Genomic DNA, 26,428 nt, shown 5'->3' on the forward strand with positions numbered 1-26,428 from the left:
GTTACTCCTCGATCTCATTCAGGTTGCGCCCGGCCAGTGCGGCTTTGACCGTCGAATCAAGGCGACGGGCGGCAAATGCGTCGGTCACCTGCGACAGACGCTTGGTCTGTTGCTCGATGGCTGCGCCATCGGTGCCGGCCAGCAAATCACGTAGTTCTTGCATCTGGAATGCAATGGCGTCGCGCTCGTCGCTGCTAAGCAGGCGCTCACCGTCGGCGTCCAGGGCGCCCTGTACCGCTTCGAGCAAGCGCTCGCCGTCCACCTGGTGCTCACGCAACTGGCGGGCCTGCTTGTCGGAACCTGCGTGTTCGAAGGAATCCTTGAGCATGCGGGCGATTTCGCCGTCGGTCAGGCCGTAGGACGGCTTGACCTGGATGCTGGCTTCCACACCCGAACCCAGTTCCCGGGCGGCAACGCTGAGCAGGCCGTCGGCATCTACCTGGAAGGTGACGCGAATTTTTGCCGCCCCGGCAACCATCGCCGGAATGCCGCGCAGCTCGAAGCGCGCCAACGAGCGGCAGTCGCTGATCAGCTCGCGCTCGCCCTGCAGCACGTGGATCATCATGGCCGACTGGCCATCTTTATACGTAGTGAACTCCTGGGCACGCGCCACCGGAATGGTGGTGTTGCGCGGGATCACTTTTTCCATCAGCCCACCCATGGTCTCAAGGCCCAGGGACAGTGGGATAACGTCAAGCAGCAGCAGTTCACCGCCTTCGCGGCGATTCCCGGCCAGGGTATCGGCCTGGATGGCGGCACCGATGGCGACCACCTGATCAGGGTCGATCGAGGTCAGCGGCGTGCGGCCAAACAGTGTACCGACAGCCTCACGCACACGCGGTACGCGGGTCGAACCACCGACCATGACCACCGCACCTACCTCCTCAAGCTCGACACCGCTGTCGCGCACGGCGCGGCGGCAGGCCTTGAGGCTACGGGCGATCAGCGGCTCGATCATGGCATCGAAGGCGGCCCGGCTGAGCTCGCCCTGCCAGGCACCGTGACTGATGCTGACCACGTCAGCGTCGGTCAGGGCTTCCTTGGCGGCGCAGGCAGCCTGCAACAGCTGGCGCTGGGTACCCGGGTCGAGGTCGGAGGACAGGCCGGCCTGCTCGATGATCCAGCCAGCAATGGCGTGGTCGAAGTCGTCACCACCCAAAGCGGTATCACCGCCGGTGGCCAGCACTTCGAACACACCAGCAGTCAGGCGCAGGATCGAAATATCGAAAGTACCGCCACCCAGGTCATAGATGGCCACCAGGCCTTCGGCATTCTGGTCCAGGCCGTAGGCAACGGCAGCGGCAGTTGGCTCGTTGAGCAAGCGCAGCACGTTCAGGCCGGCCAGCTTGGCCGCATCCTTGGTCGCTTGGCGCTGAGCGTCGTCGAAATAAGCCGGCACGGTGATCACCGCGCCCACCAGATCACCGCCCAGGGTCGCTTCGGCACGCTCACGCAGCACCTTGAGGATGTCAGCGGACACTTCCACCGGGCTCTTCGGCCCCTGGACGGTGTCGATGAACGGCATGTGCGATTCACCGCCAATGAAGCGGTACGGCAGCTGCTCACCCAATTGCTTGACGTCGGCCAGGCCGCGCCCCATAAGGCGCTTGACCGACAACACGGTGTTCAGCGGGTCACTGGCGGCCGCCTCGCGCGCAGCCTGGCCGACCTCAGTGTGGTCAGCCAGGTAGCGTACCGCAGAGGGCAGAATGACATTACCCTGCACATCGGGCAGGGGTTCGCTGCGACCGCTGCGTACGGCAGCGACCAGAGAATTGGTGGTACCCAGGTCGATACCCACCGCCAGGCGGCGCTGGTGCGGCTGAGGGCTTTGACCGGGTTCGGCGATCTGCAGTAGGGCCATGCTTATCTGAATACCTTAGGCGTCATCACGGGCAACGCCGGGTTAATCGTCGAGGCGCTCTTCCAGTTGGCGCACTTCTTGGGCGAGCTTGTCGAGGAACTGCATGCGGCGCATCAGGCGCTCGGCCTTGTCGCGCTCGGCAGGCACATCCCAGCAGGCGGCGAAATCCTCGTTCAGCGTGTCCTGGGCACCTTTGAGGCGCTTCTTGAACACGGCAACACCATCGAGGTCGGCTTCGTCCTGCAGCTCTTCAAGCTCTTCGCGCCACTGCATTTGCTGCAGCAGGAAGTCGGGGTCGTGGACCGTGACCTCCTGGGGCACTTCGTGGCCACCGATGGCCAGCAGATAGCGGGCACGGCGCGGCGCACTGCGCAGGGTCTGGTAGGCGTCGTTGAGGGCCGCGGACTTCTCCAGCGCTACCCGCTGCTCACGCTCGGAAGCGTCGGCAAAGCGGTCAGGATGGACCTCGCGGGCCAGCTCGCGGTAGCGAGTGGCCAGCTTGTCGAGGTCCAGCCGAAAGCACGGCTGGAGATCAAACAGAGCGTAATGACAAGGAGTACCCACAGCCAGCCTCAGACGTTGAAGCTTTCGCCGCAGCCACACTCACCGCGCACGTTGGGGTTGTTGAACTTGAAGCCTTCGTTCAACCCTTCCTTGACGAAGTCCAGTTCGGTGCCGTCGAGGTACACCAGGCTTTTAGGGTCGATGATGACCTTCACGCCGTGGTTCTCGAACACCTGGTCTTCGCCCGCCACTTCGTCGACGAACTCCAGCACGTAGGCCAGGCCCGAGCAGCCGGTGGTGCGCACGGCCAGGCGAATGCCTTCGCCCTTGCCGCGCCCTTGGAGGGAACGCCGCACGTGGTTGGCGGCGGCTTCTGTCATGCTGATAGCCATCAGAACTCCTTACCTCTTACCTTGCAGGCGACTTAGATCAAGCCTTTTTTCTGCTTGTAATCGCGAACGGCTGCCTTGATGGCATCCTCCGCGAGTACCGAACAGTGGATCTTCACTGGCGGCAACGCCAGTTCTTCCGCCAGCTGGGTGTTCTTGATGGTTTCGGCTTCGTCCAGGGTCTTGCCCTTCATCCACTCGGTGGCGAGGGAGCTGGAAGCGATGGCCGAACCGCAGCCGTAGGTCTTGAACTTGGCGTCTTCAATGACGCCCTGCTCGTTGACCTTGATCTGCAGGCGCATCACGTCACCGCACGCTGGAGCACCGACCATGCCGGTACCGACATCCGGGTCCTCGGCATTCATCTTGCCGACGTTGCGTGGGTTTTCGTAGTGGTCGATGACCTTTTCACTGTATGCCATGGTGCAATTCCTTCCTCATCAGGGAGCCGCTCTTGCCGGCGACTGCTTAGTGGGCGGCCCACTCGATCTTGGAGATGTCAACGCCGTCTTTGTACATGTCCCACAGCGGCGACAGCTCACGCAGTTTGTTAACGGCCTCGCAGACTTTCTGCGCGGCGTAGTCGACTTCTTCTTCGGTGGTGAAGCGGCCGAAGGAGAAGCGGATCGAGCTGTGCGCCAGCTCGTCGTTGCGGCCCAGAGCGCGCAGTACGTACGACGGCTCGAGCGAAGCGGAGGTGCAGGCCGAACCGGACGATACGGCGATGTCTTTCAGCGACATCAGCAGCGACTCGCCTTCGACGTAGTTGAAGCTCAGGTTCAGGTTGTGCGGCACGCGAGCGGTGCTGCTGCCGTTGACGTACAGCTCTTCGAGGTCCGAGACCTGCTTGAAGAAGCGGTCGCTCAGGGCCTTGATGCGCACGTTTTCGGCGGCCATTTCCTGCTTGGCAATGGCGAACGCTTCGCCCATGCCGACAATCTGGTGGGTCGGCAGGGTGCCCGAACGCATGCCGCGCTCATGGCCACCGCCGTGAATGATGGCTTCAAGGCGTACACGCGGCTTGCGGCTGACGTACAGCGCGCCGATGCCTTTCGGGCCGTAGACCTTGTGCGCCGAGAACGACATCAGGTCGACTTTCAGCTTTTGCAGGTCGATTTCGACCTTGCCGGCCGACTGGGCGGCGTCGACATGGAACAGCACGCCGCGCGAACGGGTCAGTTCACCAATGGCGGCGATGTCGTTGATCGAGCCGACTTCGTTGTTCACGTGCATCAGCGAGACCAGAATGGTGTCGTCGCGCAATGCTGCCTCGACCTGGGCCGGGGTGACGATGCCGTCTGCGCCTGGCTCGAGGTAGGTCACTTCGAAACCTTCACGCTCGAGCTGGCGAGCGGTGTCCAGGACCGCCTTGTGCTCGATCTTGGAAGTGATGATGTGCTTGCCCTTGGTCTGATAGAAGTGCGCGACGCCTTTCAGTGCGAGGTTGTCGGACTCGGTGGCACCGCTGGTCCAGACGATTTCGCGCGGATCGGCGTTGATCAGTTCGGCAACCTGGCGACGACCGTTCTCGACCGCTTCCTCGGCCTTCCAGCCGAAGACGTGGGAGCGCGAGGCCGGGTTACCGAAGTTCCCGTCGACCAGCAGGCAGTCGGCCATTTTCTGGGCCACACGTGGGTCGACCGGGGTGGTCGCGGAGTAATCGAGGTAGATCGGCAACTTCATTTGTCTCTCCTATCAGGCGGTGGCGTCGCTCGTCGTCCCTGGGGGATCAATCGACGGCGGACGTCTCAATCTTGTCCAGCTGGGCGGTTCGGCCTGCGACACGACGCAGGTCCTGGCGCTGGGCAACTTCCTGCACCTCACGGCGCATGACGAGGTCGGCCAGGCTGATGCCGCTGAGGAATTCATGGATCTGCTGACTGAGGTCGCACCACAGGTGGTGGGTCAGGCAGGTATCACCGGCATGGCAGTCCCCGAGGCCCTGGCAACGGGTAGCATCGACCGATTCGTTGACCGCATCGATGACCTGGGCCACCTGGATGGTTTCCATGCCCCGCGACAGCTGGTAGCCACCACCTGGACCGCGCACGCTGGAGACCAGGCTGCTGCGGCGCAGCTTGGCGAACAGCTGTTCCAGATAAGAGAGGGAAATGCCCTGGCGCTCGGAAATGTCGGCCAAAGACACCGGCCCATGCTGCGCGTGCAACGCCAAGTCAAGCATGGCAGTCACGGCGTATCGGCCTTTGGTAGTCAGTCGCATGGCTATTGGGTACCACGGGAGTTTCGGGATGTGTGCGAGTATGCGATTCCCGAGCATTTAAGTCAACTATTAGACCTACTGCTTTAGTCGGGTTTGCATCGGGGAGGCGGGCGCGATTGTAGCAGACGAGGGGCGTGAGCACACGCCCCGTATGTCACCAGGGTTTCAGCGCGGCGCAATCAATGCGACTGAGTGTCGCGCTGGGCCACCTGGGCAACCTCGGTGAAATCATCTTCCGGCAGGGCCGGCAGTTCCTTGGCGCAGTAGTCGCTACCCATCTTGGTCAGGGCGCCACACATGCCCTCCAACCGCTCGTCGACGGCCTGCAAGTGGTCGAGCATCTGGCCGATGGCTCGCGCCACCGGGTCAGGCATGTCGCCACTGACACCGTAGGCATCGAAACCGATCTTCTCGGCCATGGCCTTGCGCTTGGCCTCGACTTCGGTGTCCTCGCTCTTGACGATGATCCGCCCCGGGATGCCCACCGCCGTGGCGCCGGCCGGTACAGCCTTGGTCACCACCGCATTGGAGCCGATCTTGGCCCCGGCGCCGACGGTGAACGGGCCCAGCACCTTGGCCCCCGCCCCTACCACCACGCCGTTTTCCAGGGTGGGGTGGCGCTTGCCTTTGTTCCAGCTGGTGCCGCCCAGGGTCACACCCTGGTAAAGGGTGACGTCGTCGCCGATCTCGGCGGTTTCGCCGATGACGATGCCCATGCCGTGGTCAATGAAGAAGCGCCGGCCGATGGTGGCACCGGGATGGATCTCGATACCGGTCAGCCAGCGGCCGAAGTTCGACACCAGCCGGGCCAGCCACTTGAAATCACGCTTCCACAGGGCATTGCCCAGGCGGTGCAGCCAGATGGCATGCATGCCCGGGTAGCAGGTGAGCACCTCGAAGGCATTGCGCGCAGCCGGGTCACGGTGGAATACGCTTTGAATATCTTCACGCAGGCGTTCGAACATCTGTCAGTCCTTCCGTTTATGCGGCTCGCCACGGACCACTTTCTGGGTCTCGGTGAGGATGCCGCGCAAAATGCTCATTTCCGTACGCTCGACCGCCACCCGCCCATACAGCCGGCGCAGGCGCGGCATCAGGTGCTTGGGTTTTTCGGGGTCGAGGAAGCCGATGCCCACCAGGGTTTTCTCCAGGTGGTCGTAGAACAGCTCCATTTCGTCCATTGTCGCCAGCTCGCTGGCGTCAACCTTCTCGACTTTGCCCGGCGCCTCACCAGCAGCCAGCGATGCCATGCGCACCTCGTAAGAGAGCACCTGCACAGCGGCCGCAAGGTTCAGCGAGCTGAAGTCGGGGTTGGAGGGAATGTGCACGTGGAAGTGACATCGCTGCAGTTCTTCGTTGGTGAGGCCGGCGTGTTCGCGCCCGAACACCAGGGCGATCTCTTCGCCCCCCTTGGCGTGCTCCACCGCCTTGGCGCCGCACTCGCGCGGGCCAATCAACGGCCAGGGGATGCTGCGCTCGCGGGCGCTGGTACCCATCACCAGGTTACAGCCGACCAGCGCCTGTTCAAGGCTGTCGACCACCTGGGCGTTATCCAGCACATCGTCGGCGCCCGAGGCGCGGGCACTGGCTTCCAGGGCGGGGAAATCTTTCGGCTGCACCAGCACCAGGCGCGACAAGCCCATGTTTTTCATGGCACGCGCAGCGCCGCCGATGTTGCCGGGGTGGCTGGTATTGACCAGAACAACACGAATATTTTGCAGCAAGGTGTTGTGCTCACAGATGCAGGAATCAGGGCCTTCGATCTTACAGAACCGACAGACGTAACGCCATGAAAGCAAATGTGACACTTCTGCCGACAAACTTTTCTGCTAGAATGATCGGCTTTCTTCTTTAACATCTCCAGGTGACCCGCCCATGCAGCCTATGCTGAATATCGCCCTGCGCGCCGCTCGCAGCGCCAGTGAACTGATTTTCCGCTCCATCGAACGCCTGGATAGCATCAAGGTGGACGAGAAAGAGGCTAAGGACTACGTTTCCGAGGTTGATCGTGCCGCCGAGCAGAAGATCGTCGACGCGCTGCGCAAGGCTTACCCGAACCACTCCATCCAGGGTGAAGAGACGGGCATGCACGCGGGCACCGGCGAAGAAGGTAAAGACTACCTGTGGATCATCGACCCACTGGACGGTACCACCAACTTCCTGCGCGGTATCCCCCACTTCGCCGTCAGCATCGCCTGCAAATACCGTGGTCGCCTTGAGCACGCCGTGGTGCTCGACCCGGTACGCCAGGAAGAATTCACCGCCAGCCGTGGCCGTGGCGCCCAGCTCAATGGCCGTCGCCTGCGCGTCAGCTCGCGCACCAGCCTGGAAGGCGCCCTGCTGGGTACCGGCTTCCCGTTCCGTGATGGCCAGATGGCCGACATGGACAACTACCTGGGCATGTTCCGCGCCCTGACTGGCCAGACCGCCGGCATCCGCCGCGCCGGCTCCGCCAGCCTGGACCTCGCCTACGTGGCCGCTGGCCGCTTCGACGCCTTCTGGGAGTCGGGCCTGTCCGAATGGGACATGGCAGCTGGCGTGCTGCTGATCCAGGAAGCCGGTGGCCTGGTGAGCGACTTCAACGGTGGCCACGACTTCCTCGACAAAGGCCACATCGTTGCAGGCAACATCAAGTGCTTCAAGGCCGTGCTGACCGCTATCCAGCCGCACCTGCCAGAAAGCATGAAGCGCTAAGCGCGAATTGCCAGAAAGCAAAAAGCACCCCTCGGGGTGCTTTTTTTGTGCCCAGAGCTTACGCAGTCCTTGTGGGAGCGGCCTTGTGTCGCGATAGGGCTGCAAAGCAGCCCCGGGAATCTCTGATGGATCACAGATCCTGGGGCCGCTGCGCACCCCATCGCGACACAAGGCCGCTCCCACACAAAGCAGACCGCGTACGAAATTACTGGGCAGCTTCGCTCAGGATCAGCTTGCCATTCTTGTCCAGCGGAATGGTGGCCCCCGGCTCGCGGTCCATCTTCACCTTGCCTACCTGATCACCGATGGAATAGGTCACGTTGTAACCCACCACCTTCTCGCTGATGTCATTGACCGTATTGCAGCGGGTTTGCGTGGTGGTGTAGGTGTCACGCTGCTGCATGCCTTCCTGCACCTTGTTACCGGCATAACCACCACCGACCGCACCGGCCACGGTAGCGATCTTCTTGCCGGTACCACCACCAATCTGGTTACCCAGCAAGCCACCTGCCAGCGCACCGACCACGGTACCGGCAATCTGGTGCTGGTCCTTGACCGGCGCCTGACGCGTCACGGCCACGTCCTTGCATACTTCACGCGGGGTTTTCACCTGCTGCTTGATCGGCTGCACGTCCGTCACCTGGGCGACTTCGGGGCCTTTGTTCACCAAGCTGTAGGTCGCCACAGCACCTCCGGCAGTTACACCGACAGCACCCAGCACCGCACCCACCAGCATTGATTTATTCACGTGAACCTCCTGATCGTACCAGCGGGTCTCAACCCGCGCTTCTCCCAGCCTTGGAGCAAAAAAAAAGGCGCGAGTTCAACACTCGCGCCTTTTTGCTCGCCGTACGGCGTAGGGACAGGGCCTTATGGGCGCTCGTCCACACCTTCAGCCTTGACTGGAGGGATCAGGTCTTCGCTGTTCAGGTTCAGCCAGATCAGTACCACGTTGGCGATGTAGATCGACGAGTAGGTACCGGCCAGAACACCGATGAACAGGGCCAGCGAGAAGCCGAACAGGTTGTCGCCACCGAAGAACAGCAGTGCAGCAATGGCCAGCAAAGTCGAAACCGAGGTGGCGATGGTGCGCAGCAGGGTCTGGGTGGTCGAAACGTTGATGTTCTCGATCAGCGAAGCCTTGCGCATGACGCGGAAGTTTTCACGCACCCGGTCGAACACGACGATGGTGTCGTTCAGCGAGTAGCCGATGATCGCCAGCACCGCCGCCAGCACCGTCAGGTCGAAGGTAATCTGGAAGAACGACAGGATACCCAGGGTGACCACCACGTCGTGGATCAGCGAAACGATCGCACCCACGGCGAACTTCCACTGGAAACGGAAGGCCAGGTAAATAAGGATGCCGCCCAAGGCCATGAGCATGCCCATGCCGCCCTGGTCGCGCAGCTCTTCTCCCACCTGCGGGCCAACGAACTCGACACGCTTGAGCGTAGCCGGGTTGTCGCCGCCAGCCTTCTGCAGGGCAGCGGCTACCTTGTTACCCAGCTGCGGGTCATCGCCCGGCATACGCACCAGCAGGTCGGTGGTAGCGCCGAAGCTCTGCACCACGGCCTCGTGGAAGCCGGAGTCGACCAGCTCGGCACGCACCGCCTTGAGGTCGGCCGGGCGCTCGTATGTGAGCTCGATCAGCGTACCGCCGGTGAAGTCCAGGCCAAAGTTGAGGCCCTTCTGCCACCAGCTGAACAGCGCCAGCACGGTGAGGAGCACGGTAATGGCGAACGCAACATTGCGCACGCCCATGAAGTTGATGGTTTTCATCGCAGCTCCCTCAAACCCACAGCTTCTTGATGTCACGCCCGCCGCAGGTCAGGTTGACCATTGCGCGGGTCACCATGACGGCGGTGAACATCGAGGTGAAAATCCCGAGGGACATGGTAACCGCAAAGCCTTTGACCGGGCCGGTACCCATGGCGAACAGGATACCGCCGACCAGCAGGCTGGTCAGGTTGGCGTCGATGATCGCGGTGTAGGCGCGGTTGAAGCCTTCGTGGATGGCGCGCTGTACCGACATGCCGGCTTTCAGCTCTTCGCGGATACGCGAGAAGATCAGCACGTTGGCGTCCACCGCCATACCCATGGTCAACACGATACCGGCAATACCCGGCAGGGTCAGGGTGGCACCCAGCAGTGACATCAGCGCCAGCAACAGCACCATATTGCCCGCCAGGGCGATGGTGGCGATCACGCCAAAGCCGCGGTAGATGGCGATGATGAACAGCGAGACGAACAGCATGCCCCACAGCGACGCATCGATACCCTTGGTGATGTTGTCGGCACCCAGGCTTGGGCCAATGGTACGTTCTTCAGCGAAATACATCGGCGCGGCCAGACCACCGGCACGCAGCAGCAGGGCCAGTTCGGACGATTCGCCCTGGCCGTTCAGGCCGGTGATGCGGAACTGGCTGCCCAGTGGCGACTGGATGGTCGCCAGGCTGATGATCTTCTTTTCTTCCACGAAGCTTTGTACGGCAACGTCCTTCTCGACGCCGTCGACGGTCTGCTTCACGTAGCGCGTGACCGGCTTCTGCTCGATGAAGATCACTGCCATGCTGCGGCCGACGTTGCTACGGGTAGCACGGCTCATCAGCTCGCCACCGTGGCCATCCAGGCGGATGTTCACTTGTGGGCGACCGTGCTCGTCAAAGCTGGCCTGGGCGTCGGTAACCTGGTCACCGGTGATGATCAGGCCGCGCTCGACCGGCGCAGAACGGCCGCCTTCGCGGAACTCGAACACTTCGGTAGTGGCCTTGGACGCACCCGGCTCGGCACCAAAGCGGAACTCCAGGTTGGCGGTTTTACCGAGGATACGCTTGGCTTCGGCAGTGTCCTGCACGCCCGGCAGCTCGACCACGATACGGTTGGCGCCCTGGCGCTGTACCAGCGGCTCGGCCACGCCCAGCTCGTTGACACGGTTGCGCACGGTGGTGAGGTTCTGCTTGATCGAGTATTCGCGGATCTCGGCAACTTTTGCCTGAGTCAGCGCCAGACGCAGCACGGCGAGGTCGTTGCGCTCGGTGGTGGTCAGGTCGAAATCATTGAAATTCTTGCGGATCAGGGCACGTGCCTGTTCGCGGGTTGCATCGTCAGCGAAGCCCAGCATGATGCCACCATCCTGCTGAGGCAGGCTGCGGTAGCGGATGCGCTCTTTGCGCAGCAAGGTCTTGACCTCGCCTTCGTAGACTTTCATGCGGGCCGTCATGGCCTTGTCCATGTCCACTTCCAGCAGGAAGTGCACACCACCGGACAGGTCCAGGCCCAGCTTCATCGGGCTTGCACCCAGGTTGCGCAGCCATTGCGGGGTAGTCTGTGCCAGGTTCAGGGCCACGACGTAATCATCGCCCAGTGCCTTGCGCACCACATCCTTGGCTGGCAGCTGGTCTTCCTGGTTGGTCAGGCGGATCAGCCCGCTGCCCTTCTCACCCAGGCTAACGCCCTTGACGGCGATCTTGGCATCGACCAGCGCCTTGCTGACGCGATTGAGGTCGGCCTGGTTCACCTGCAGCGCCGAACTGGCACCGCTGATCTGTACCGCCGGATCATCCGGGTAGAGGTTGGGAGCGGAATAAATGAAACCGACCACCAGTACCAGCACGATCAGTGCATATTTCCACAGAGGGTATTTGTTCAGCATCACGCCGCCCGTTCAAGACGCGGGGCGCTTTGCGCGCCCCGACTGGAAAATAAAACCGGTAACTCAGATAGCCTTGAGCGTACCTTTTGGCAGGGTTGCCGCGATGGCGCCCTTCTGGAACTTCAGCTCGACAGTGTCGGAAACTTCCAGCACCACGAAATCATCGGAAACCTTGACGATCTTGCCGGCGATGCCGCCGTTGGTGACAACTTCGTCACCTTTCTGCAAGTTGCCGAGCAGGTTCTTCTGCTCTTTGGCACGTTTGGCCTGTGGACGCCAGATCATCAGGTAGAAGATGACCAGGAAACCAACCAGGAAAATCCACTCGAAACCGGTACCGGCTGGGCCAGCGGCAGGTGCTGCAGCGTCCGCGTATGCGGCGGGGATGAAGAAGCTCATTGGGCACTCCTAATGTAATTTTCTAATAATGGATGCAGACAGTCAGTCCAAAGGCGGTACAGGAAGCCCGCGCTTGGCGTAGAAGGCGTCGACGAAGGCGGCCAATTTACCCTGTTGAATAGCCTCGCGTAAACCGGCCATCAAGCGCTGGTAATGGCGCAAGTTGTGGATGGTATTCAGCATGCTGCTCAACATTTCGCCGCACTTGTCCAGGTGATGGAGATAGGCGCGGGAGAAGTTGGTGCAGGTGTAGCAGTCACAGGTCGGATCCAGCGGCGATTCATCGTGGCGATGGAACGCATTGCGGATCTTGATCACCCCTGTATCGACGAACAGATGGCCGTTACGCGCGTTACGCGTAGGCATCACGCAGTCGAACATGTCGACGCCGCGGCGCACACCCTCAACGAGATCTTCCGGTTTGCCTACCCCCATAAGGTAACGAGGTTTGTCAGCAGGCATCATGCCCGGCAGGTAATCCAGCACCTTGATCATTTCGTGCTTGGGTTCGCCCACCGACAGGCCGCCGATGGCCAGGCCGTCGAAACCGATGTTTTCCAGGCCTTCCAGGGAGCGCATGCGCAGGTCCTGGTACATGCCGCCCTGGACGATGCCGAACAGCGCCGCCGTGTTGTCGGCGTGGGCGTTCTTCGAGCGCTGGGCCCAGCGCAGCGACAGCTCCATGGAAGTACGTGCCACGTCGTGCTCGGCCGGGTACGGGGTGCACTCGTCGAAGATCATCACCACGTCCGAGCCCAGGTCACGTTGCACCTGCATCGACTCTTCAGGGCCCATGAACACCTTCGAGCCATCGACTGGCGAGGCGAAGGTCACGCCCTCTTCCTTGATCTTGCGCATGGCGCCCAGGCTGAACACCTGGAAGCCACCGGAGTCGGTGAGGATCGGGCCTTTCCACTGCATGAAGTCGTGCAGGCCGTTGTGCTTCTTGATCACCTCGGTGCCCGGGCGCAGCCACAGGTGGAAGGTGTTGCCCAGGATCATCTCGGCGCCAATGGCCTCGATATCGCGTGGCAGCATGCCCTTGACCGTGCCATAGGTACCCACCGGCATGAACGCCGGGGTTTCCACCGTGCCACGTGGGAAGGTGATGCGACCACGACGGGCCTTGCCGTCGGTAGCCAGCAGTTCGAAGGACATTCGACAGGTGCGACTCATGCTTGATCCTCGGGGCCGCGTGGCGCCGGATTGCGGGTGATGAACATGGCATCACCGTAACTGAAGAAGCGGTACCCGTTCTCGACCGCCGCCGCGTAGGCAGCCATGGTCTCGGGGTAACCGGCGAACGCCGAGACCAGCATCAGCAGCGTGGACTCCGGCAGGTGGAAGTTGGTGACCAGGGCATCGACCACATGGAACGGCCGGCCCGGGTAGATGAAGATGTCGGTGTCGCCGCTGAAGGCCTTGAGCACGCCATCGCGCGCCGCGCTTTCCAGCGAACGCACGCTGGTGGTGCCGACCGCGACCACCCGGCCGCCACGTGCGCGGCAGGCCTCGATGGCATCGACCACATCCTGGCCCACTTCGAGCCATTCTTTATGCATGTGGTGGTCTTCGATCTTGTCGACCCGCACCGGCTGGAACGTGCCCGCCCCCACGTGCAGGGTAACGAAAGCCCGCTCCACACCTTTGGCAGCAATCTTTTCCAGCAGCGCTTCGTCAAAGTGCAGGCCCGCAGTGGGCGCGGCAACCGCACCGGCGCGCTGGGCGTACACAGTCTGGTAGCGCTCACGGTCGGCGCCCTCGTCGGGGCGGTCGATGTAGGGCGGCAGCGGCATATGGCCGACGCGGTCGAGCAATGGCAGCACCTCTTCGGTGAAACGCAGCTCGAACAGCGTGTCATGGCGCGCGACCATTTCGGCCTCGCCACCGCCATCGATGAGGATCACCGCGCCCACTTTCGGCGCCTTGCTGGCACGCACATGGGCCAGCACCCGGTGGCTGTCGAGCACGCGCTCGACCAGCACTTCCAGCTTGCCCCCGGAGGCTTTCTGGCCAAACAACCGCGCCGGGATGACCCGGGTGTTGTTGAACACCATCAGGTCGCCGGGGCGCAGGTACTCGAGCAGGTCGGGGAATTGCCGGTGCGCCAGCGCGCCGGTCGGCCCATCGAGCACCAGCAGACGGCTGCCATGGCGCTCGGCCAACGGGTGGCGGGCGATCAGGGAATCAGGGAGTTCGAAGGAAAAATCGGCGACGCGCATGATGATGTTCGGTTCGGCAGGGCCGGGAAGTTTAGCCCAATGTGTGAAAATTGACCATGAAAGCCGATTGACCGACTAGCGGCACCTCTCTATACTGCGCGCCACACGCCCTGATGGCGGAATTGGTAGACGCGGCGGATTCAAAATCCGTTTTCGAAAGGAGTGGGAGTTCGAGTCTCCCTCGGGGCACCAAAATCCGGAAAAAACCGACCTTATGGTCGGTTTTTTTGTGCCCGACGATTATGTCGGGCTGGGCCAAGGGGCTCTCAGGGACGAACCGCTGTCACTTCGATCTCAACCCGCCAGGCAGGGTGCGCCAGGCCTGCAATCTGGAACGCCGAGCGCGCAGGTAGCACCGGCTGCTTGGCGGCTGGGCCGAAGAACTGGGTGTAGCCGGCCATGAAACCGTCGAAATCCATCTTCCCGCCGTTCTCCGGCCCGCCCACCAGGAATACCTGCATCTTCACCACGTCAGTCAGGCCAAGACCCAGCGCTTTCAGCTGCTGCTGGATGCTTTCAAGCACATTGATGGTTTGTGCCTTGGTATCACCGTAGGCTTCCAGCGAATCCTTGGGCGCGTCGGTATGAATCACCGACGGGACGGAACCGCTCAGGTAGACGATCGACTTCCCGGCAGGAATCTCTACAGCCGACGAGATAGGGAAACTACCTGCGCCATGGCGCACAATATCTTGTGCATGAACGCTGCCGGCACCGGCTAATCCCAACGCCAATGCAGCAACGGTCTTGAAAGCGAATTTCATATTTCTCTCCTGATGGTTACGCAAGAATGTACACGCACCGATGATGCGTGTACGGGTCATTCCATTGCGGTGTGTACTTAGAATCGATACAAACTGAAGGGTTTCGGGTCCAGCACCGGCGCCTTTCCAAGCAGCAGGTCTGCCGTCAGCTCGGACGACACCGGGCTTTCCGTCATACCCCAGCCGGTCGCGGTGTTGATGACCAGGCCTGGGTACTCATTGACCTGCGAAATGATCGGGTTCTCATCCGGGGCGATGGCCATGGCACCGCTCCACTGATCGATCAACTTGGCATCCTGGAAGGCAGGGAACTCGACCTTGAGCTTTTCCAGAGATGCGTCCAGCTCTGGAATATCCGGGGCCGCCGTCATCAGCCTGTTTTTCTCGAAGGGCGATACCTCGTCCAGCCTCCACTGGGTGGGCTGAGTGAACGAATCGATCAGTTGCTTGTTGAGTGAGATGTGCACCGGGAAGTCGGGGATGGCCAGCAATGGCAGGTATTTATAGCCATACATGAACGATTCTTTGACCACCGGGGCAACGACGACGCGCGGTGACGTGGCGTATGTACCGTCGGCCTGCTCGCGGAAGTAGATATTCCCCGGCAATGCAACGTTGCCCCCCGGTGCACGGGGTGCCGCGCTGATGATTTGCTGGGACTGGTAGGCCGGCAAGGTCGGCACATCGACGCCCAGGTTCTGCATGAACAGCCTGGACCAGGCGCCGCCTGCCACGACCACGCGAGAAGTGCTGATGGCACCCTTCTCGGTCACCACATCGGAAATGACGCCTGCCTGGGTTTCCAGGCCTCTAGCGGCGCAGTGGGTGTAGATGCGCACACCCATTTTCTTGGCGTACTCCGCCATGACAAACGATGCGCGCTCGGCGTCCAGGCTACCGGAGTCTTCCTCGAAACCTGCAATTTTCCAGCTCGATGATGCACCGCGCAGCCGCTGTTCGAGTTCATTCCCCTGAATGATCCGAGTCTTGAAGGGGTTGTCCGCTGCTACTTCCCGGCTTTTGACATCAATCCACTTTCTGACGCTTTCCAGGTCTTCTTCATCGAAAGGAACTTCGACCCGGCCCTGTGTGCGATAGCTGGTATCTGCACCCACTTTGGCATTCATCTCGCGCCACCGTTGTTTCGCAAGATGGTGCAACTGGAACGTCGCGTCAGGCATCTTGTAGGTCATGACCTGACCATAGAACCTGCATGACTGCTCGCCGGCAATATCCCCTTTTTCAACGACGACTACCGAGAGGCCACGTTCGACAAGATTGATCGCGGTCATGAGCCCCAGAATACCAGCGCCAACAACTACCACGTCTGCCTGCTTGGGAAGTGCACCTTCAGTGCCTTCTACAAAACCAAACCGCGGTTTGCCGGGGATCAACCGGCCTTCGCGGGTCAGCAAGGGGGTCAGAATGCCTGCGCCACCTGCAATAGCCACGACGCCGCCGCCGATCAAAAATTTACGCCTCGTCATTCCCATGACACTTTCCTTTCCTGGTAATCGGTGTAGGTTCATCAGCTCAGGCGGCGAGCCACCTACCTGGCCGCCAGCCGCCGCGGTCAACTTTCGGCCACGGCGTCAGGCTGATGCTTAAAATTGAAGGGCGGCTATTTTGTTGATGACCCGCTTCGGGAAAAAGCGCTGTGGGCAAATACTTAGTTCAGCCATTTTGAAACTATCGCGCAGAGGACATAAATAGTTGATATGGCGACATTCAACACTCGAAAGAGGGAAGGTAGTTCGAGCAAAGATGCTGGCTTAGTTTCGAAAGTGCACGGAGGCAACAAGCGCTGAGAATTCAGTAACTGTGTGGGTGTATAGCGTTATGTGGCGCCATCGAGCGCAACCTGGGGTCAATTTTTCGTGCATCCGCCCTTGGCTCAGGCGCTCCTCACGCCGAGATCTTCAGCAAACCGAAGCAGGTAGCCGTCCGGGTCTTGCACCAGGAAATTGCGCTGGCCGACCAGCATGCCGCCCTGGCGGTACCAACACTCTTCAATCGGCTTTCTGATGCTATGCCCTGCAACCCCCAGCGACGCGACCAAGGAAAGTGCATCAGCGCATTCGATCGACAGGTTGATGCCTCGACCATACGGCGGCTCCAGCGGGCCGACCCGCCAGGGCGACTCACTCTGCCAGTCCTGCTCCAGCATCAGCTGGCTGCCACCAAAAGACAGGAAGGCAAAATGCTCTTCTGGCCGGTCGTATTCAATCTTGAAGCCGAGTACGCCGCAGTAAAATGCCAGGCTGCGGGGTAGATCAGAAACAATCAGCTCCGGCACCAGAGGATTTAGCTTAAACAATGTTCTGATTCCTTTCAGGGTAAGTCGACTGGCAACTATGAACAGGTCGCCCTGAAAAAGGTAGCTTGTCAGTGGGGTCGCCCAATGCAGCTCACACCCATCAGATCCGCCCGAAAAAAATCCCCCCACTTTGACGCCGCCCCAATGGCTCTGGGACCTGTAGCCATACCTGCATTCTATTGGCCGCCGTCATGACTAACACTTAAGCTGTCATTCGTCGGATATATGCCGAAAGTATTGCTAGCGTAATGGCACTTAGCCATAGTTGCGCTCCCATTTCTCCACACCCTGTGTGACACATGAAAACAATCGCGCCCTGCATGGCGGCAATGATGCTGCTCAGTGGGTGCAATGGAGTGCCAACGTCGTACGTTTCAGACCCCGTCTACAGCCAGGCTTTCGTCGTCACTTCCGGTGCACCGCTGCCGATGTTGCTGATGGCCAGCGCCATCCAGTGGAACGAGGATTACGCTGTAACCGCCAAACACACCCCCTTCCTGCGCAACGTGGTCCACGAGGGCCTCGGTGACGTAGTGTTCTTCAAGCACAAGGCCAGCAGCGTGCCGCACTGGCGCCAGTACGTGCCTGGTGAAGCCGTGACGGCGGTGGGTTTCAACAGTTTCATGATGCCGATGCAGGGCAAGGGCCATGCCTTGCCGTCACTGGTACGGCTTGAAGGTACGCCTGGCAGCGTCTTCTACTCAGTGCATGACGGCCCGATCACAAAGGGCATGTCGGGTGGGCCTGTGTTTGCCGATGATGGCAAGGTGGTGGGCATCAACGTGGCCATCATTCCCACCAACGAGATCGACGCCGGCAAGCGCCCGGACCTGGCCGGCAAGGACCGCATCAGCGTGTTCATGTCGTTCAGCGAAATCGACAAGGAATGGCGGCGTTACCAGTACCTGCTGGCGCACAAGGCCAAGCCCCAGGCACCGGCTTCAGTCAAAGGCTACGTGGCGGTGGCCGCCAAGCCGTGAATCGGGGCGCGGTATTGGATGGAAAGCGGCCTATGATGTGAGGCTGATGGCCTCTTCGCGGGTAAACCCGCTCCCACAGGGCCTGCACAGGATTTGAGCCTTGTGCAGTACCTGCGGGTTTACCCGCGAAGAGGCCGTGCCAACCAACGCGAGAAGGACCTGCCATGCACCTGACCCACCGCGCCATCCGGCCTGAAGACATCCCCGTCATCTGCAGCTTCCCGCAGAACCCGGACGAACTGTTCTACATGTTCCCCAAAGCCACCTACCCCCTCACCCCCAACCAGCTGAGCGACGCCATAGCTCAACGCAGCGGCTCCACGGTAGTGGAAGGTAACGGCGCTGTCCTGGCCTTCGCCAATTTCTACAAAGCCGAACATGGCGGCGTATGTGCCCTGGGCAACGTAGTGGTGGCCCCCAGCGCCCGCGGCTTTGGTGTAGCGCGTTATCTGGTAACGGCAATGATCGACCTCGCCCGCCAGCAGTTCAGCGCCCGGGAGGTCTGGGTGTCATGCTTCAATCACAACACCGCCGGCCTGCTGCTTTATCCACAGCTGGGCTTCACACCGTTCGGCATCGAGGAGCGGCAGGCGTGGGACGGCACGCGGGTAGCGTTGGTGCAGATGAAGCAAATAGTGACTTAACCGAGCTGGATCAGCGGGTCATTGCATGTGGCTGAACGAGAAGGTCCACCCCCAGAGCACGAATGACCCTCAATACAGTGTCAAAACGAGGCTTCGCGCCAGGGCTCAGCGCCTTGTACAGGCTTTCTCTACCCAGCCCACTCTCCGTAGCAATATGTGTCATGCCCCGTGCACGAGCGATATGTCCAAGTGCTCGAATGATTTCCTCGGTATCGCCATCTGATAGCACCTGGCTAAGGTATTCACTGATTGCCTCATCGCTGCTCAACAAGGCTGCCATATCAAACGGGATCAATTTTTCGCTCATTTCATCTCCTTCAGCAGCTTTCTGGCTTTGAGGATGTCGGCGGCCTGGGTGGACTTGTCGCCGCCGACCAGCAGTAAAACCAACCTCTCCCCCTTTTGCGTGAAATAGACGCGATAACCGGCAGCTACGTCGATGCGAAGCTCACCAATACCGCCTCCAAGCCACTTGAAGTCACCAAGATTGCCCCCGCTGCTCGCTCCAGCCTACGACCTATCGCCAGCCTGGCCCTCAAATCTCTCAAGCTCGATAGCCAAGCGGCAAAGCTTTCCGTCTGTTCAACGAGAAACATCAAGTGGTCACCCAATCGTATCCTTATGGATACACCAATTCAAGGATTGAAGCGACCCACTCTGTCGTTTTTGAGCTGAATCAGGAATTCAGGCACATCTGACAGGCTGGTAGGATTTTTCCCTTCGTTTCAGCTACAAAATCCCTTGCAACATTCAACCCTCGAACCTTCGACGAGCCTCGACGTCCGATCCTGCATCCCCTGCGTTTCGAGGTACCCCCGCGTGAAAGACATCATCACCCGCAAGTACCGCCTGGCCATGAAGACCATCGGCTACATCGGCTGGTCGCTGTTCTGGCTGCTGATCTGGGATGTGCTGGTCACCATCGACTTCATGCTGTTCTTCAACAGCAAGTTCACCCTGCCGCTGATCCCATTGACCTTGCTGGGCTCGGCGCTGGTGGTGCTGGTGAGTTTTCGCAACAGTAGCGCCTACAACCGCTGGTGGGAGGCACGCACGTTGTGGGGGGCGCTGGTGAACGGGTCGCGCAGCTTCGCCCGGCAGACGCTGACCCTGATCGACGACCCGGATGATGGCCTGAACCCGGTCAAGGCCACCCTGCTGCGCAGGCATATCGCCTATGTGAACTGCCTGGCGGCGCACTTGAAGGGTGAACGCTGCCCGGACGAGCTGATGGCCTTCATCCCGCCCGCGGAGTTCGAACGCCGCAACCGTTCGAACAACTTCGCCAATGACATTCTCGGCGGTTCAGCGGCCTTGCTGGCCCGGGAATACCAGGCCGGGCGGCTGGACAGCATCCGCCTCGCACGGCTGGAGTCGACGCTGGTGGACCTGTCCAATGCCCAGGGTGGCATGGAGCGGATCGCCAACACGCCGCTGCCCTACCCCTATGTGTATTTCCCACGGCTGTTCATCACCCTGTTCTGCCTGATCGTGCCGGTGGGGCTTGTGGAGTCGTTGGGCTGGTTCACGCCGCTGGCGTCGACGGTGGTAGGGTTCATGTTGCTGGCCATCGAGCGGATCGGGACTGATTTGCAGAGCCCGTTCAGGTTCAGTGAGCACCAGATCCAGATGGATACCATTTGCGAGACGATCGAGCGGAACCTGGAGTCGATGCAGCGGGAGGCGCAGTGTGCCGAGGCGGTGGATGCCTGAGGAATTTTGCGGCTGCCTTACAGCCCCGGCTATGTGTCAGGCCCGCACATAGCGCTGGCGCAACACGTCACTCAACACATCCACCAGCAACACCAGCACCAGCATCCCGATGATCACCGTGCTGGCCTGGGCCTCCTGGAACAGGCTCAAGGTGGTGTACAGCATCTGCCCCAAGCCACCCGCCCCGACAAACCCCAGCACGCTGGCCATGCGGATGTTGTTCTCCCAGCGGTACAAGCTGTAGGCCAGCAATTGCGGCCACAGATTGGGCAAGGTACCAAAGCAGAACGCCGCCACCTGGCTGCCGCCCTGCAGGCGGATAGCCGCTGCCGGCTCTGGCGGTGCGTTCTCCAGCGCCTCTGCAAACAACCGCCCCAGCACGCCAGCGGTATGCAGCGCCAAGGCCAGGGTACCCGCATTGGAGCCAAGGCCTGCCGCCAGCACCGTCAGCGCCGCCCACACCAGTTCAGGGATGGCCCGCAGTGCATTCAGCAATAACCGCGCCGCGCCCTGCAACGGCCAGCCGAAGCGCCCCGCCGCCGGCAGCGCCAGCAACATCCCCAGTACCATCGCCAACAAGGTGCCCAGGCCAGACATGGCCAGGGTCTCCAGCGCCCCACGCCACACTGCCTTCAGGTGATCGGCAGAAAGGTCCGGGGGCAGGAAGCGCCCGGCATATTCGCCCATCTGCCCCAACCCGCCGCTGCCTACCAGTGCGCGCAGGTCCAGCTCCAGGTAAGCAAACGAGGCCACCACCGCCACCGCGATGGCGCCAAGCAGCAACAGGTTGATTGCGCGGTTCATGCCAGCCTCCAGCGCAGCAGGCGGCTGAGCAGGTCGGCCAGCATCACCAGCAGCAAGAACGTAAGCAGCATGCTCGCCACTTGCGCACCATCGAACATGCGCATCGACAGGTCGATCTGCTGGCCCAGCCCGCCAGCACCGACAAAGCCCATCACCACAGAAGCCCGCACCGCGCACTCCCAACGGTACACGGTGTATGACACCACTTCCGATGCAGCATTGGGCAGGATGCCGTAGAGAAACGCCGCCAGCCGGCCACTGCCCGCCTGCAGCAAGGCATGGGCCGGGCGCTGGTCGACCGACTCGAAGATTTCGGCGTAGACCTTGCCGAGCATGCCGCTGTACGTGATGGCGATAGCCAGCACGCCCGCCGTTGGCCCCAGCCCCACGGCCCGTACAAACAGCAGCGCCCAGACAATTTCAGGCACGCTGCGCAGAAAAATCAGCAACCCGCGCACCGGCACGCGCAGCAAGCGCGACCACAACCCGGCACGCCCGCCGCGGGAGGCGGCACGCAACGACAAAGCTCGGCTGGCCATCAGCCCGGCTGGCACTGCCAGCAGCAATGCCAACGCCATGCCTGCAGTTGCCACGGCCAGGGTTTGCAGAGTGGCTTCGTACAGCAATGCGAGAAAGTCGGCATCGTGTGCAGGCGGCCAAAAGGCACTGGTGAAACTGGCGATCTGCTGTCGGTTCTCAGCCTGCAACAGCACCCACGGGTTCAGCTCGCTCAACTGAATGCCTGGCCACAGCACGACAATTGCCAGCAAGGCCAGCAGCAACCGCGGCAGCAGGGCCGGGTCGCGGGTGTCGGCCTTCAGCATCGCGGTATCTGCACGGTCAGGGTCGGCCCCTGGATTGGCGGCGACGCCAGTTGTTCGTTAGCGTACAGCGCATCCAGCATGGGTTGGGTGACCGCATCGGCCCGGCAGTCAAACGCCACCTGCCCCTCGCGGATACCGATCACCCGCGGGAAATGCGCCAGCGCCAGCTCCACGGCATGCAGGCTCGCTACCAGCGTCACGCTGTTGGCCTGGGCATGGCGGTTGAGCAAGGCCAGGCTGTGGTCGGCCAGTACCGGGTCCATGGCCGACACCGGCTCATCGGTCAGCAGCACCTGCGGCCGCTGGTACAACGCCCGGGCAATGCCCACGCGCTGCAACTGGCCACCGGACAATTGCCCACACTGCACGAACAGTTTGTCGGCCAGCCCCAGCTCCGCCAAAACCTGCCGTGCCCCGGGTACATCGCTGGGGTACAGCAGGTTGAGCAAGCCGCGCATTACCCCCCACTGCCCCAGGCGGCCGGCCAGTACTGCCGTCACCACCCGCTGGCGTGGCGGCAAGGGCGGCGCCTGGTGCACCAGGCCAACCCGTGCCCGCAGGCGCTGGCGTGCCCGGGCCGACAACGCCCAAGGTTGCTCGCCGAGCAGCTCCAGGCGCCCGCCGCTGGGCTGGATGGCCGTGGCCATGAGATGCAGCAAGCTCGACTTGCCCGCCCCCGACGGCCCGATGATGGCGACTCGCTCGCCCTGCCCGATGCGCAGGCTGACCGCATCAAGCGCGTGGACCTGGCCATGGTGCAGGCTGGCACCGTGCAGATGGATGGCTACATTCGAAGCAGTCACTTGAGCAGGCCGGCCTCGCGTGCGGCTTGCTCGGTGCCCTCGTAGTTCTCAGGCTTGGTTTCGATGAAGCGGCTGGCAGCCTGCAGGTCCAGAATCGCTTTGTGCTCCGGGTTGGCCGGGTCGAGGTCAAGGAAGGCTTTCTTGATCTTCTCCTTCAACGCCGGGTCCATGTTGCCGCGCACGGTCCAGTTGTAGTCGAAGTAAGCAGGCGTGGTGGCAAACACCTTCACCTTGCTGGTATCCACCTTGCCGGCATCCACCAGCTTTTGCCACACGCTGGCGTTGAGCACGCCACCCTCTACCTTGCCGGCCTGTACCCAGGCCACGGTGGCGTCATGGGCGCCGGAATAAGCCACGCGGCTGAAGTACGCTTCAGGCTTGATGTTGTCCTGCTTGAGCATGAAGTAACGCGGCATCAGGCTGCCCGACGTGGACGAAATGGAACCGAAGGCAAACGACTTGCCCTTGAGGTCGGCCAGGCTCTTCACGTCGGGGTTGGCAGTAATGAACTTGGAGGTGAATTGCGCGTCCTGCTCACGCTGCACCAGCGGCGTGGCAGTCGGGTCCTTCAGGTGTACCTGGACAAAAGTGAAACCACCCAGCCAGGCCAGGTCCAGGCGGTCGGCGGCCAGCGACTCGACCACCGCCGGGTAGTCGGCTACCGGTACGAACTTCACCTCCATGCCCAGTTGCTTGCCCAGGTACTCACCCAGTGGCTTGAACTTGCGCTGCAGCTCGGTCGGCGCTTCGTCGGGGATGGCGCTGACCCGCAGGGTTTCAGCGGCCTGTACGACAACGGCACAGCAGGACAGCACGAGGCCGGCGGCGAGCGCCAGGGGGCGTTTGAGCATGGGTGTTCTCCGGTTCAATAGCGGGGAAGTGCCGACAAATCCGCCGACATCGGGAATTATAAGAGGCAAGGGCCCAAAGGCCAGCTTTGCTACAATCGCGCAACAATTTGACCTGCTGAGGTACACATGAGCGAGCCGATTCGCCTGACCCAGTACAGCCATGGTGCCGGCTGTGGCTGCAAGATTTCCCCCAAGGTGCTGGACGTGATCCTCGCCGAAAGCGGCACCCAGGCCCTGGACCCTAAACTGTGGGTCGGCAACGCGTCACGCGACGATGCAGCAGTGTACGCGCTGGACGATGAGCGCGGTGTGGTCTCGACCACCGACTTCTTCATGCCGATCGTCGATGACCCGTACGACTTCGGCCGCATCGCCGCCACCAACGCCATCAGCGACATCTACGCCATGGGCGGCGACCCGCTGATGGCCATCGCCATTCTTGGCTGGCCAGTCAACGTGCTGCCACCGGAAGTGGCCCGTGAAGTGATCCGTGGCGGCCGCGCCGTGTGCGCCGAAGCCGGTATCCCGCTGGCGGGTGGCCACTCCATCGACGCCCCCGAGCCAATCTTCGGCCTGGCCGTCACCGGTGTGGTCAGCAAGCGCCACCTCAAGCGCAATGACACCGCCACTGCAGGCTGCCAGCTGTACCTGACCAAGCCACTGGGCATCGGCATCCTCACCACCGCCGAGAAAAAGGCCAAGCTGCGCCCGCAGGACCAGGGCCTGGCCCGCGACTGGATGTGCACCCTCAACACCCCTGGCAGCCGCTTCGGCAAACTCGACGGGGTCAAGGCCATGACCGATGTCACCGGCTTCGGCCTGCTCGGCCACCTGGTCGAGCTGGCCGAAGGCAGCGGCCTCACCGCGCACCTGGACTACACCGCGGTACCGCGCCTGCCCAGTGTCGACCACTACCTGGCCGAGGGCTGCATCCCCGGTGGGACCCTGCGCAACTACGACAGCTACGGGCACAAGATCGGCACCCTCACTGACGACCAGAAGCACCTGCTGTGCGACCCGCAGACCAGCGGTGGCCTGCTGGTGGCCGTTACCCCGGAGGGTGAAACCGACTTCCTCGCCGTGGCTGCCGAACTGGGCCTGCAACTGTCGCCTATCGGCAAGCTGGTCGAGCGACAGAGCCACGCGGTCGAGGTGCTCTGATGCGCCCCGACTGCACCGACTTCCGTCAGCTGTTCCTCGACGACGTGCCGATGATGGACATGCGGGCGCCCGTCGAATTCGCCAAAGGCGCCTTCCCTGGCGTGGTCAACCTGCCGCTGATGAACGACCAGGAGCGGCAGAAGGTCGGCACCTGCTTCAAACAGCAAGGCCAGGCGGCCGCCATCGTCCTGGGTCACCAGCTGGTCAGCGGCGCCACCAAGCAGGCCCGGATGGATGCCTGGGTAGCGTTTGCCCAGGCCCACCCGCAAGGTTACCTGTACTGCTTCCGGGGCGGCCTGCGTTCGCAGATCGTGCAGGGTTGGCTGCGCGATGAGGCAGGCATCCAGTACCCGCGTGTCAAAGGTGGCTACAAGGCCATGCGCACCTTCCTGCTGGAAACCACCCAGCAGGCGGTAGCGCAATGCGATTTTGTGCTGGTGGGCGGTTTGACCGGTACCGGCAAGACCGATGTGCTGCACCAGCTGGACAACGTGCTCGACCTGGAAGGCCACGCCAACCATCGCGGTTCCAGCTTTGGCAAACGTGCCACTGCACAACCGGCGCAGATCGATTTCGAAAACCAGCTGGCCATCGATGTGCTGAAAAAGCGCGCCCGCGGCTGCGAGCAGTTCGTGCTGGAAGATGAAGGCCGCATTGTCGGCAGCTGTACGGTGCCACTGGAGTTGTATCAGGGTATGCAGCAGTACCCGCTGGTGTGGCTGGAAGACAGCTTCGCTAACCGCGTGGAGCGCATCTTGCGCGACTACGTGGTCAACCTGAGTGCCGAGTTCATCGGCGTGCATGGTGAGGAGGATGGCCGCCGGTTGTTTGCCGAGCGCATGCTGCAAAGCATGGCCAACATCTGCAAGCGCTTGGGTGGGGAGCGCTATCAGCGGCTTTCACAGATCCTGCGCATCGCCCTTGAGGAGCAACAGCGCAGCGGCGCGGTGGACCTGCACCGGGGCTGGATCGAAGGCTTGCTCAATGAGTATTACGACCCGATGTATGCCTACCAGCGTGCAGCCAAGGCAGAGCGTATCGAGTTTGCCGGGGATGCCGTGGAAGTGCGCGAATACCTCAAGGCCCGGGCGCTGCGCGAGCCTCGCCAGTAAAAGCGGGGCCGCTTCGCGCCCCATCGCCGGCAAGCCAGCTCCCACAGGTTGAGTGCCATCTTCTGCCTGTGAGCTGTACCTGTGGGAGCTGGCTTGCCGGCGATGAGGCCGGTACAGGCAACCTCACTGGCCGGGGCTGAGCACCCGTTCCAGCTCCGCCGCCCGGTCGCGGGTCATGTCCATCATGCATGACCCTCCCTCCAGCTGCGCCATCGTCCCGCCACTGGCCTGCACATGAAACTGGCAATTGCCATCGCGGTAGGCAAGCCATTTACGCTGCACATCCCGCAAGCTTTTCTGCTGCCCGGCATCCAGCTTGCCCATCAACTGCTTGTACACCCGGTTCAGACGCTGGTCCTGCACGTGTGTCTCGGCCTGGATGCACTCGCTCATGGCCACGGTGCTGGAGGCCTTGTCCATGCACTTTCCGTAGGCCGGCGTGTAATCGTCCGCCACCGCCAGCGGCAAAACGCAGGCCAGTGCCAGGCCTGTCAGGCAATGCTTGATCAT

General features: G+C 61.8%; 29 protein-coding genes, 1 tRNA gene and 1 pseudogene. 7 read left to right on the forward strand and 24 right to left on the reverse strand.

Annotated elements, in window-relative coordinates:
* Window position 1: 1 nt before the first annotated feature.
* The 8 genes from hscA to trmJ all read right to left on the reverse strand — a co-directional run bounded on the left by hscA (window position 2) and on the right by trmJ (window position 6,702).
* Window positions 2–1,864: a Fe-S protein assembly chaperone HscA gene (hscA, locus tag E8E78_RS10420; RefSeq protein WP_084967176.1), complete on the reverse strand. Its 1,863-nt coding sequence runs from the start codon at window positions 1,862–1,864 to the stop codon at window positions 2–4.
* Between the two features lie 42 nt (window positions 1,865–1,906).
* Window positions 1,907–2,428, reverse strand: a complete 522-nt coding sequence (gene hscB, locus E8E78_RS10425; protein WP_016501398.1) for a co-chaperone HscB — start codon at window positions 2,426–2,428, stop codon at window positions 1,907–1,909.
* Window positions 2,429–2,436: 8 nt separating this feature from the next.
* A complete protein-coding gene (gene iscA / locus E8E78_RS10430; RefSeq protein ID WP_016501399.1) occupies window positions 2,437–2,760 on the reverse strand; it encodes an iron-sulfur cluster assembly protein IscA in 324 nt (107 codons plus the stop codon).
* Between the two features lie 32 nt (window positions 2,761–2,792).
* A complete protein-coding gene (iscU, locus tag E8E78_RS10435; protein ID WP_003248539.1) occupies window positions 2,793–3,179 on the reverse strand; it encodes a Fe-S cluster assembly scaffold IscU in 387 nt (128 codons plus the stop codon).
* A 46-nt stretch (window positions 3,180–3,225) separates the two neighbouring features.
* Window positions 3,226–4,440: an IscS subfamily cysteine desulfurase gene (locus tag E8E78_RS10440; protein WP_016501400.1), complete on the reverse strand. Its 1,215-nt coding sequence runs from the start codon at window positions 4,438–4,440 to the stop codon at window positions 3,226–3,228.
* Window positions 4,441–4,486: 46 nt separating this feature from the next.
* Entirely contained in the window at window positions 4,487–4,978 is a 492-nt protein-coding gene (gene iscR / locus E8E78_RS10445) for a Fe-S cluster assembly transcriptional regulator IscR (RefSeq protein WP_008092572.1), read from the reverse strand.
* 179 nt (window positions 4,979–5,157) lie between these two features.
* Complete coding sequence (gene cysE, locus E8E78_RS10450) at window positions 5,158–5,943, reverse strand: serine O-acetyltransferase (RefSeq protein WP_016501401.1); 786 nt, start codon at window positions 5,941–5,943, stop codon at window positions 5,158–5,160.
* A 3-nt stretch (window positions 5,944–5,946) separates the two neighbouring features.
* On the reverse strand, window positions 5,947–6,702 hold the full coding sequence (trmJ, locus tag E8E78_RS10455) for a tRNA (cytosine(32)/uridine(32)-2'-O)-methyltransferase TrmJ (protein ID WP_041167863.1): 756 nt from the start codon (window positions 6,700–6,702) through the stop codon (window positions 5,947–5,949).
* A 151-nt stretch (window positions 6,703–6,853) separates the two neighbouring features.
* Between trmJ and suhB the strand changes: the two genes are divergently transcribed.
* The gene (gene suhB / locus E8E78_RS10460; protein ID WP_012270588.1) at window positions 6,854–7,672 is read left to right on the forward strand and encodes an inositol-phosphate phosphatase; all 819 of its coding nucleotides are present in this window, start codon (window positions 6,854–6,856) and stop codon (window positions 7,670–7,672) included.
* 205 nt (window positions 7,673–7,877) lie between these two features.
* Here suhB and E8E78_RS10465 read toward each other — a convergent pair whose 3' ends face one another.
* The 6 genes from E8E78_RS10465 to queA all read right to left on the reverse strand — a co-directional run bounded on the left by E8E78_RS10465 (window position 7,878) and on the right by queA (window position 13,945).
* The gene (locus E8E78_RS10465; protein WP_016501403.1) at window positions 7,878–8,420 is read right to left on the reverse strand and encodes a glycine zipper 2TM domain-containing protein; all 543 of its coding nucleotides are present in this window, start codon (window positions 8,418–8,420) and stop codon (window positions 7,878–7,880) included.
* 122 nt (window positions 8,421–8,542) lie between these two features.
* A complete protein-coding gene (gene secF / locus E8E78_RS10470; RefSeq protein WP_016501404.1) occupies window positions 8,543–9,451 on the reverse strand; it encodes a protein translocase subunit SecF in 909 nt (302 codons plus the stop codon).
* Window positions 9,452–9,461: 10 nt separating this feature from the next.
* The gene (gene secD / locus E8E78_RS10475) at window positions 9,462–11,324 is read right to left on the reverse strand and encodes a protein translocase subunit SecD (protein ID WP_061203514.1); all 1,863 of its coding nucleotides are present in this window, start codon (window positions 11,322–11,324) and stop codon (window positions 9,462–9,464) included.
* A gap of 63 nt (window positions 11,325–11,387) precedes the next feature.
* On the reverse strand, window positions 11,388–11,723 hold the full coding sequence (yajC, locus tag E8E78_RS10480; protein ID WP_016484964.1) for a preprotein translocase subunit YajC: 336 nt from the start codon (window positions 11,721–11,723) through the stop codon (window positions 11,388–11,390).
* Between the two features lie 42 nt (window positions 11,724–11,765).
* Window positions 11,766–12,881, reverse strand: coding sequence for a tRNA guanosine(34) transglycosylase Tgt (tgt, locus tag E8E78_RS10485; protein WP_016501406.1), 1,116 nt, complete (start codon window positions 12,879–12,881; stop codon window positions 11,766–11,768).
* Window positions 12,882–12,895: 14 nt separating this feature from the next.
* A complete protein-coding gene (gene queA, locus E8E78_RS10490; protein WP_049274126.1) occupies window positions 12,896–13,945 on the reverse strand; it encodes a tRNA preQ1(34) S-adenosylmethionine ribosyltransferase-isomerase QueA in 1,050 nt (349 codons plus the stop codon).
* Between the two features lie 107 nt (window positions 13,946–14,052).
* Here queA and E8E78_RS10495 point away from each other — a divergent pair.
* Window positions 14,053–14,137, forward strand: a tRNA-Leu gene (locus tag E8E78_RS10495).
* A 74-nt stretch (window positions 14,138–14,211) separates the two neighbouring features.
* On the opposite strand, the gene E8E78_RS10500 is transcribed toward E8E78_RS10495, so the two are convergent.
* From E8E78_RS10500 to E8E78_RS10510, 3 genes are all read right to left on the reverse strand, one after another.
* A complete protein-coding gene (locus E8E78_RS10500) occupies window positions 14,212–14,709 on the reverse strand; it encodes a RidA family protein (protein WP_059394696.1) in 498 nt (165 codons plus the stop codon).
* Between the two features lie 77 nt (window positions 14,710–14,786).
* Window positions 14,787–16,202 carry an FAD-binding oxidoreductase gene (locus E8E78_RS10505; protein WP_016501409.1) on the reverse strand — a complete coding sequence of 472 codons (1,416 nt, stop codon included), beginning with the start codon at window positions 16,200–16,202 and terminating at the stop codon, window positions 14,787–14,789.
* Between the two features lie 401 nt (window positions 16,203–16,603).
* Window positions 16,604–17,026, reverse strand: a complete 423-nt coding sequence (locus tag E8E78_RS10510) for a VOC family protein (protein WP_016501410.1) — start codon at window positions 17,024–17,026, stop codon at window positions 16,604–16,606.
* A gap of 332 nt (window positions 17,027–17,358) precedes the next feature.
* Between E8E78_RS10510 and E8E78_RS10515 the strand changes: the two genes are divergently transcribed.
* On the forward strand, window positions 17,359–18,006 hold the full coding sequence (locus E8E78_RS10515; RefSeq protein ID WP_197898427.1) for a trypsin-like peptidase domain-containing protein: 648 nt from the start codon (window positions 17,359–17,361) through the stop codon (window positions 18,004–18,006).
* Window positions 18,007–18,170: 164 nt separating this feature from the next.
* Window positions 18,171–18,650 (forward strand): GNAT family N-acetyltransferase, encoded by a 480-nt coding sequence (locus E8E78_RS10520; protein WP_059394699.1) that lies wholly within the window; start codon window positions 18,171–18,173, stop codon window positions 18,648–18,650.
* Window positions 18,651–18,660: 10 nt separating this feature from the next.
* Here E8E78_RS10520 and E8E78_RS10525 read toward each other — a convergent pair whose 3' ends face one another.
* Together E8E78_RS10525 and E8E78_RS10530 are read right to left on the reverse strand one after the other, a co-directional pair.
* On the reverse strand, window positions 18,661–18,957 hold the full coding sequence (locus E8E78_RS10525; RefSeq protein ID WP_003248566.1) for an addiction module antidote protein: 297 nt from the start codon (window positions 18,955–18,957) through the stop codon (window positions 18,661–18,663).
* Window positions 18,954–19,246: pseudogene (locus E8E78_RS10530) on the reverse strand (type II toxin-antitoxin system RelE/ParE family toxin). The gene E8E78_RS10525 and the pseudogene E8E78_RS10530 overlap by 4 nt, the downstream one beginning before the upstream one ends.
* Before the next feature lie 223 nt (window positions 19,247–19,469).
* On the opposite strand from E8E78_RS10530, the gene E8E78_RS10535 reads away from it, so the two are divergent.
* On the forward strand, window positions 19,470–20,363 hold the full coding sequence (locus E8E78_RS10535) for a bestrophin family ion channel (RefSeq protein WP_059394701.1): 894 nt from the start codon (window positions 19,470–19,472) through the stop codon (window positions 20,361–20,363).
* 36 nt (window positions 20,364–20,399) lie between these two features.
* On the opposite strand, the gene phnE is transcribed toward E8E78_RS10535, so the two are convergent.
* From phnE to E8E78_RS10555, 4 genes are read right to left on the reverse strand one after another with little or no spacing between them, the layout of a single operon-like run.
* Window positions 20,400–21,167: a phosphonate ABC transporter, permease protein PhnE gene (gene phnE / locus E8E78_RS10540; RefSeq protein ID WP_197898420.1), complete on the reverse strand. Its 768-nt coding sequence runs from the start codon at window positions 21,165–21,167 to the stop codon at window positions 20,400–20,402.
* Complete coding sequence (locus E8E78_RS10545; RefSeq protein WP_174371254.1) at window positions 21,164–21,991, reverse strand: ABC transporter permease; 828 nt, start codon at window positions 21,989–21,991, stop codon at window positions 21,164–21,166. The genes phnE and E8E78_RS10545 overlap by 4 nt, the downstream gene beginning before the upstream one ends.
* Window positions 21,985–22,794 carry an ATP-binding cassette domain-containing protein gene (locus E8E78_RS10550; protein ID WP_197898421.1) on the reverse strand — a complete coding sequence of 270 codons (810 nt, stop codon included), beginning with the start codon at window positions 22,792–22,794 and terminating at the stop codon, window positions 21,985–21,987. The genes E8E78_RS10545 and E8E78_RS10550 overlap by 7 nt, the downstream gene beginning before the upstream one ends.
* On the reverse strand, window positions 22,791–23,645 hold the full coding sequence (locus tag E8E78_RS10555; protein ID WP_061203511.1) for a putative selenate ABC transporter substrate-binding protein: 855 nt from the start codon (window positions 23,643–23,645) through the stop codon (window positions 22,791–22,793). Before E8E78_RS10555 ends, E8E78_RS10550 begins: the two co-directional genes overlap by 4 nt.
* A 126-nt stretch (window positions 23,646–23,771) precedes the next feature.
* Between E8E78_RS10555 and selD the strand changes: the two genes are divergently transcribed.
* Window positions 23,772–24,806, forward strand: coding sequence for a selenide, water dikinase SelD (gene selD / locus E8E78_RS10560; protein ID WP_016501420.1), 1,035 nt, complete (start codon window positions 23,772–23,774; stop codon window positions 24,804–24,806).
* Window positions 24,806–25,918 (forward strand): tRNA 2-selenouridine(34) synthase MnmH, encoded by a 1,113-nt coding sequence (gene mnmH / locus E8E78_RS10565; protein WP_197898422.1) that lies wholly within the window; start codon window positions 24,806–24,808, stop codon window positions 25,916–25,918. Before selD ends, mnmH begins: the two co-directional genes overlap by 1 nt.
* A 123-nt stretch (window positions 25,919–26,041) precedes the next feature.
* Here mnmH and E8E78_RS10570 read toward each other — a convergent pair whose 3' ends face one another.
* Window positions 26,042–26,428: a lysozyme inhibitor LprI family protein gene (locus E8E78_RS10570; protein WP_049274139.1), complete on the reverse strand. Its 387-nt coding sequence runs from the start codon at window positions 26,426–26,428 to the stop codon at window positions 26,042–26,044.

Source organism: Pseudomonas sp. BN505, assembly GCF_029873175.1.
In the GTDB taxonomy this organism is placed as follows: domain Bacteria; phylum Pseudomonadota; class Gammaproteobacteria; order Pseudomonadales; family Pseudomonadaceae; genus Aquipseudomonas; species Aquipseudomonas putida.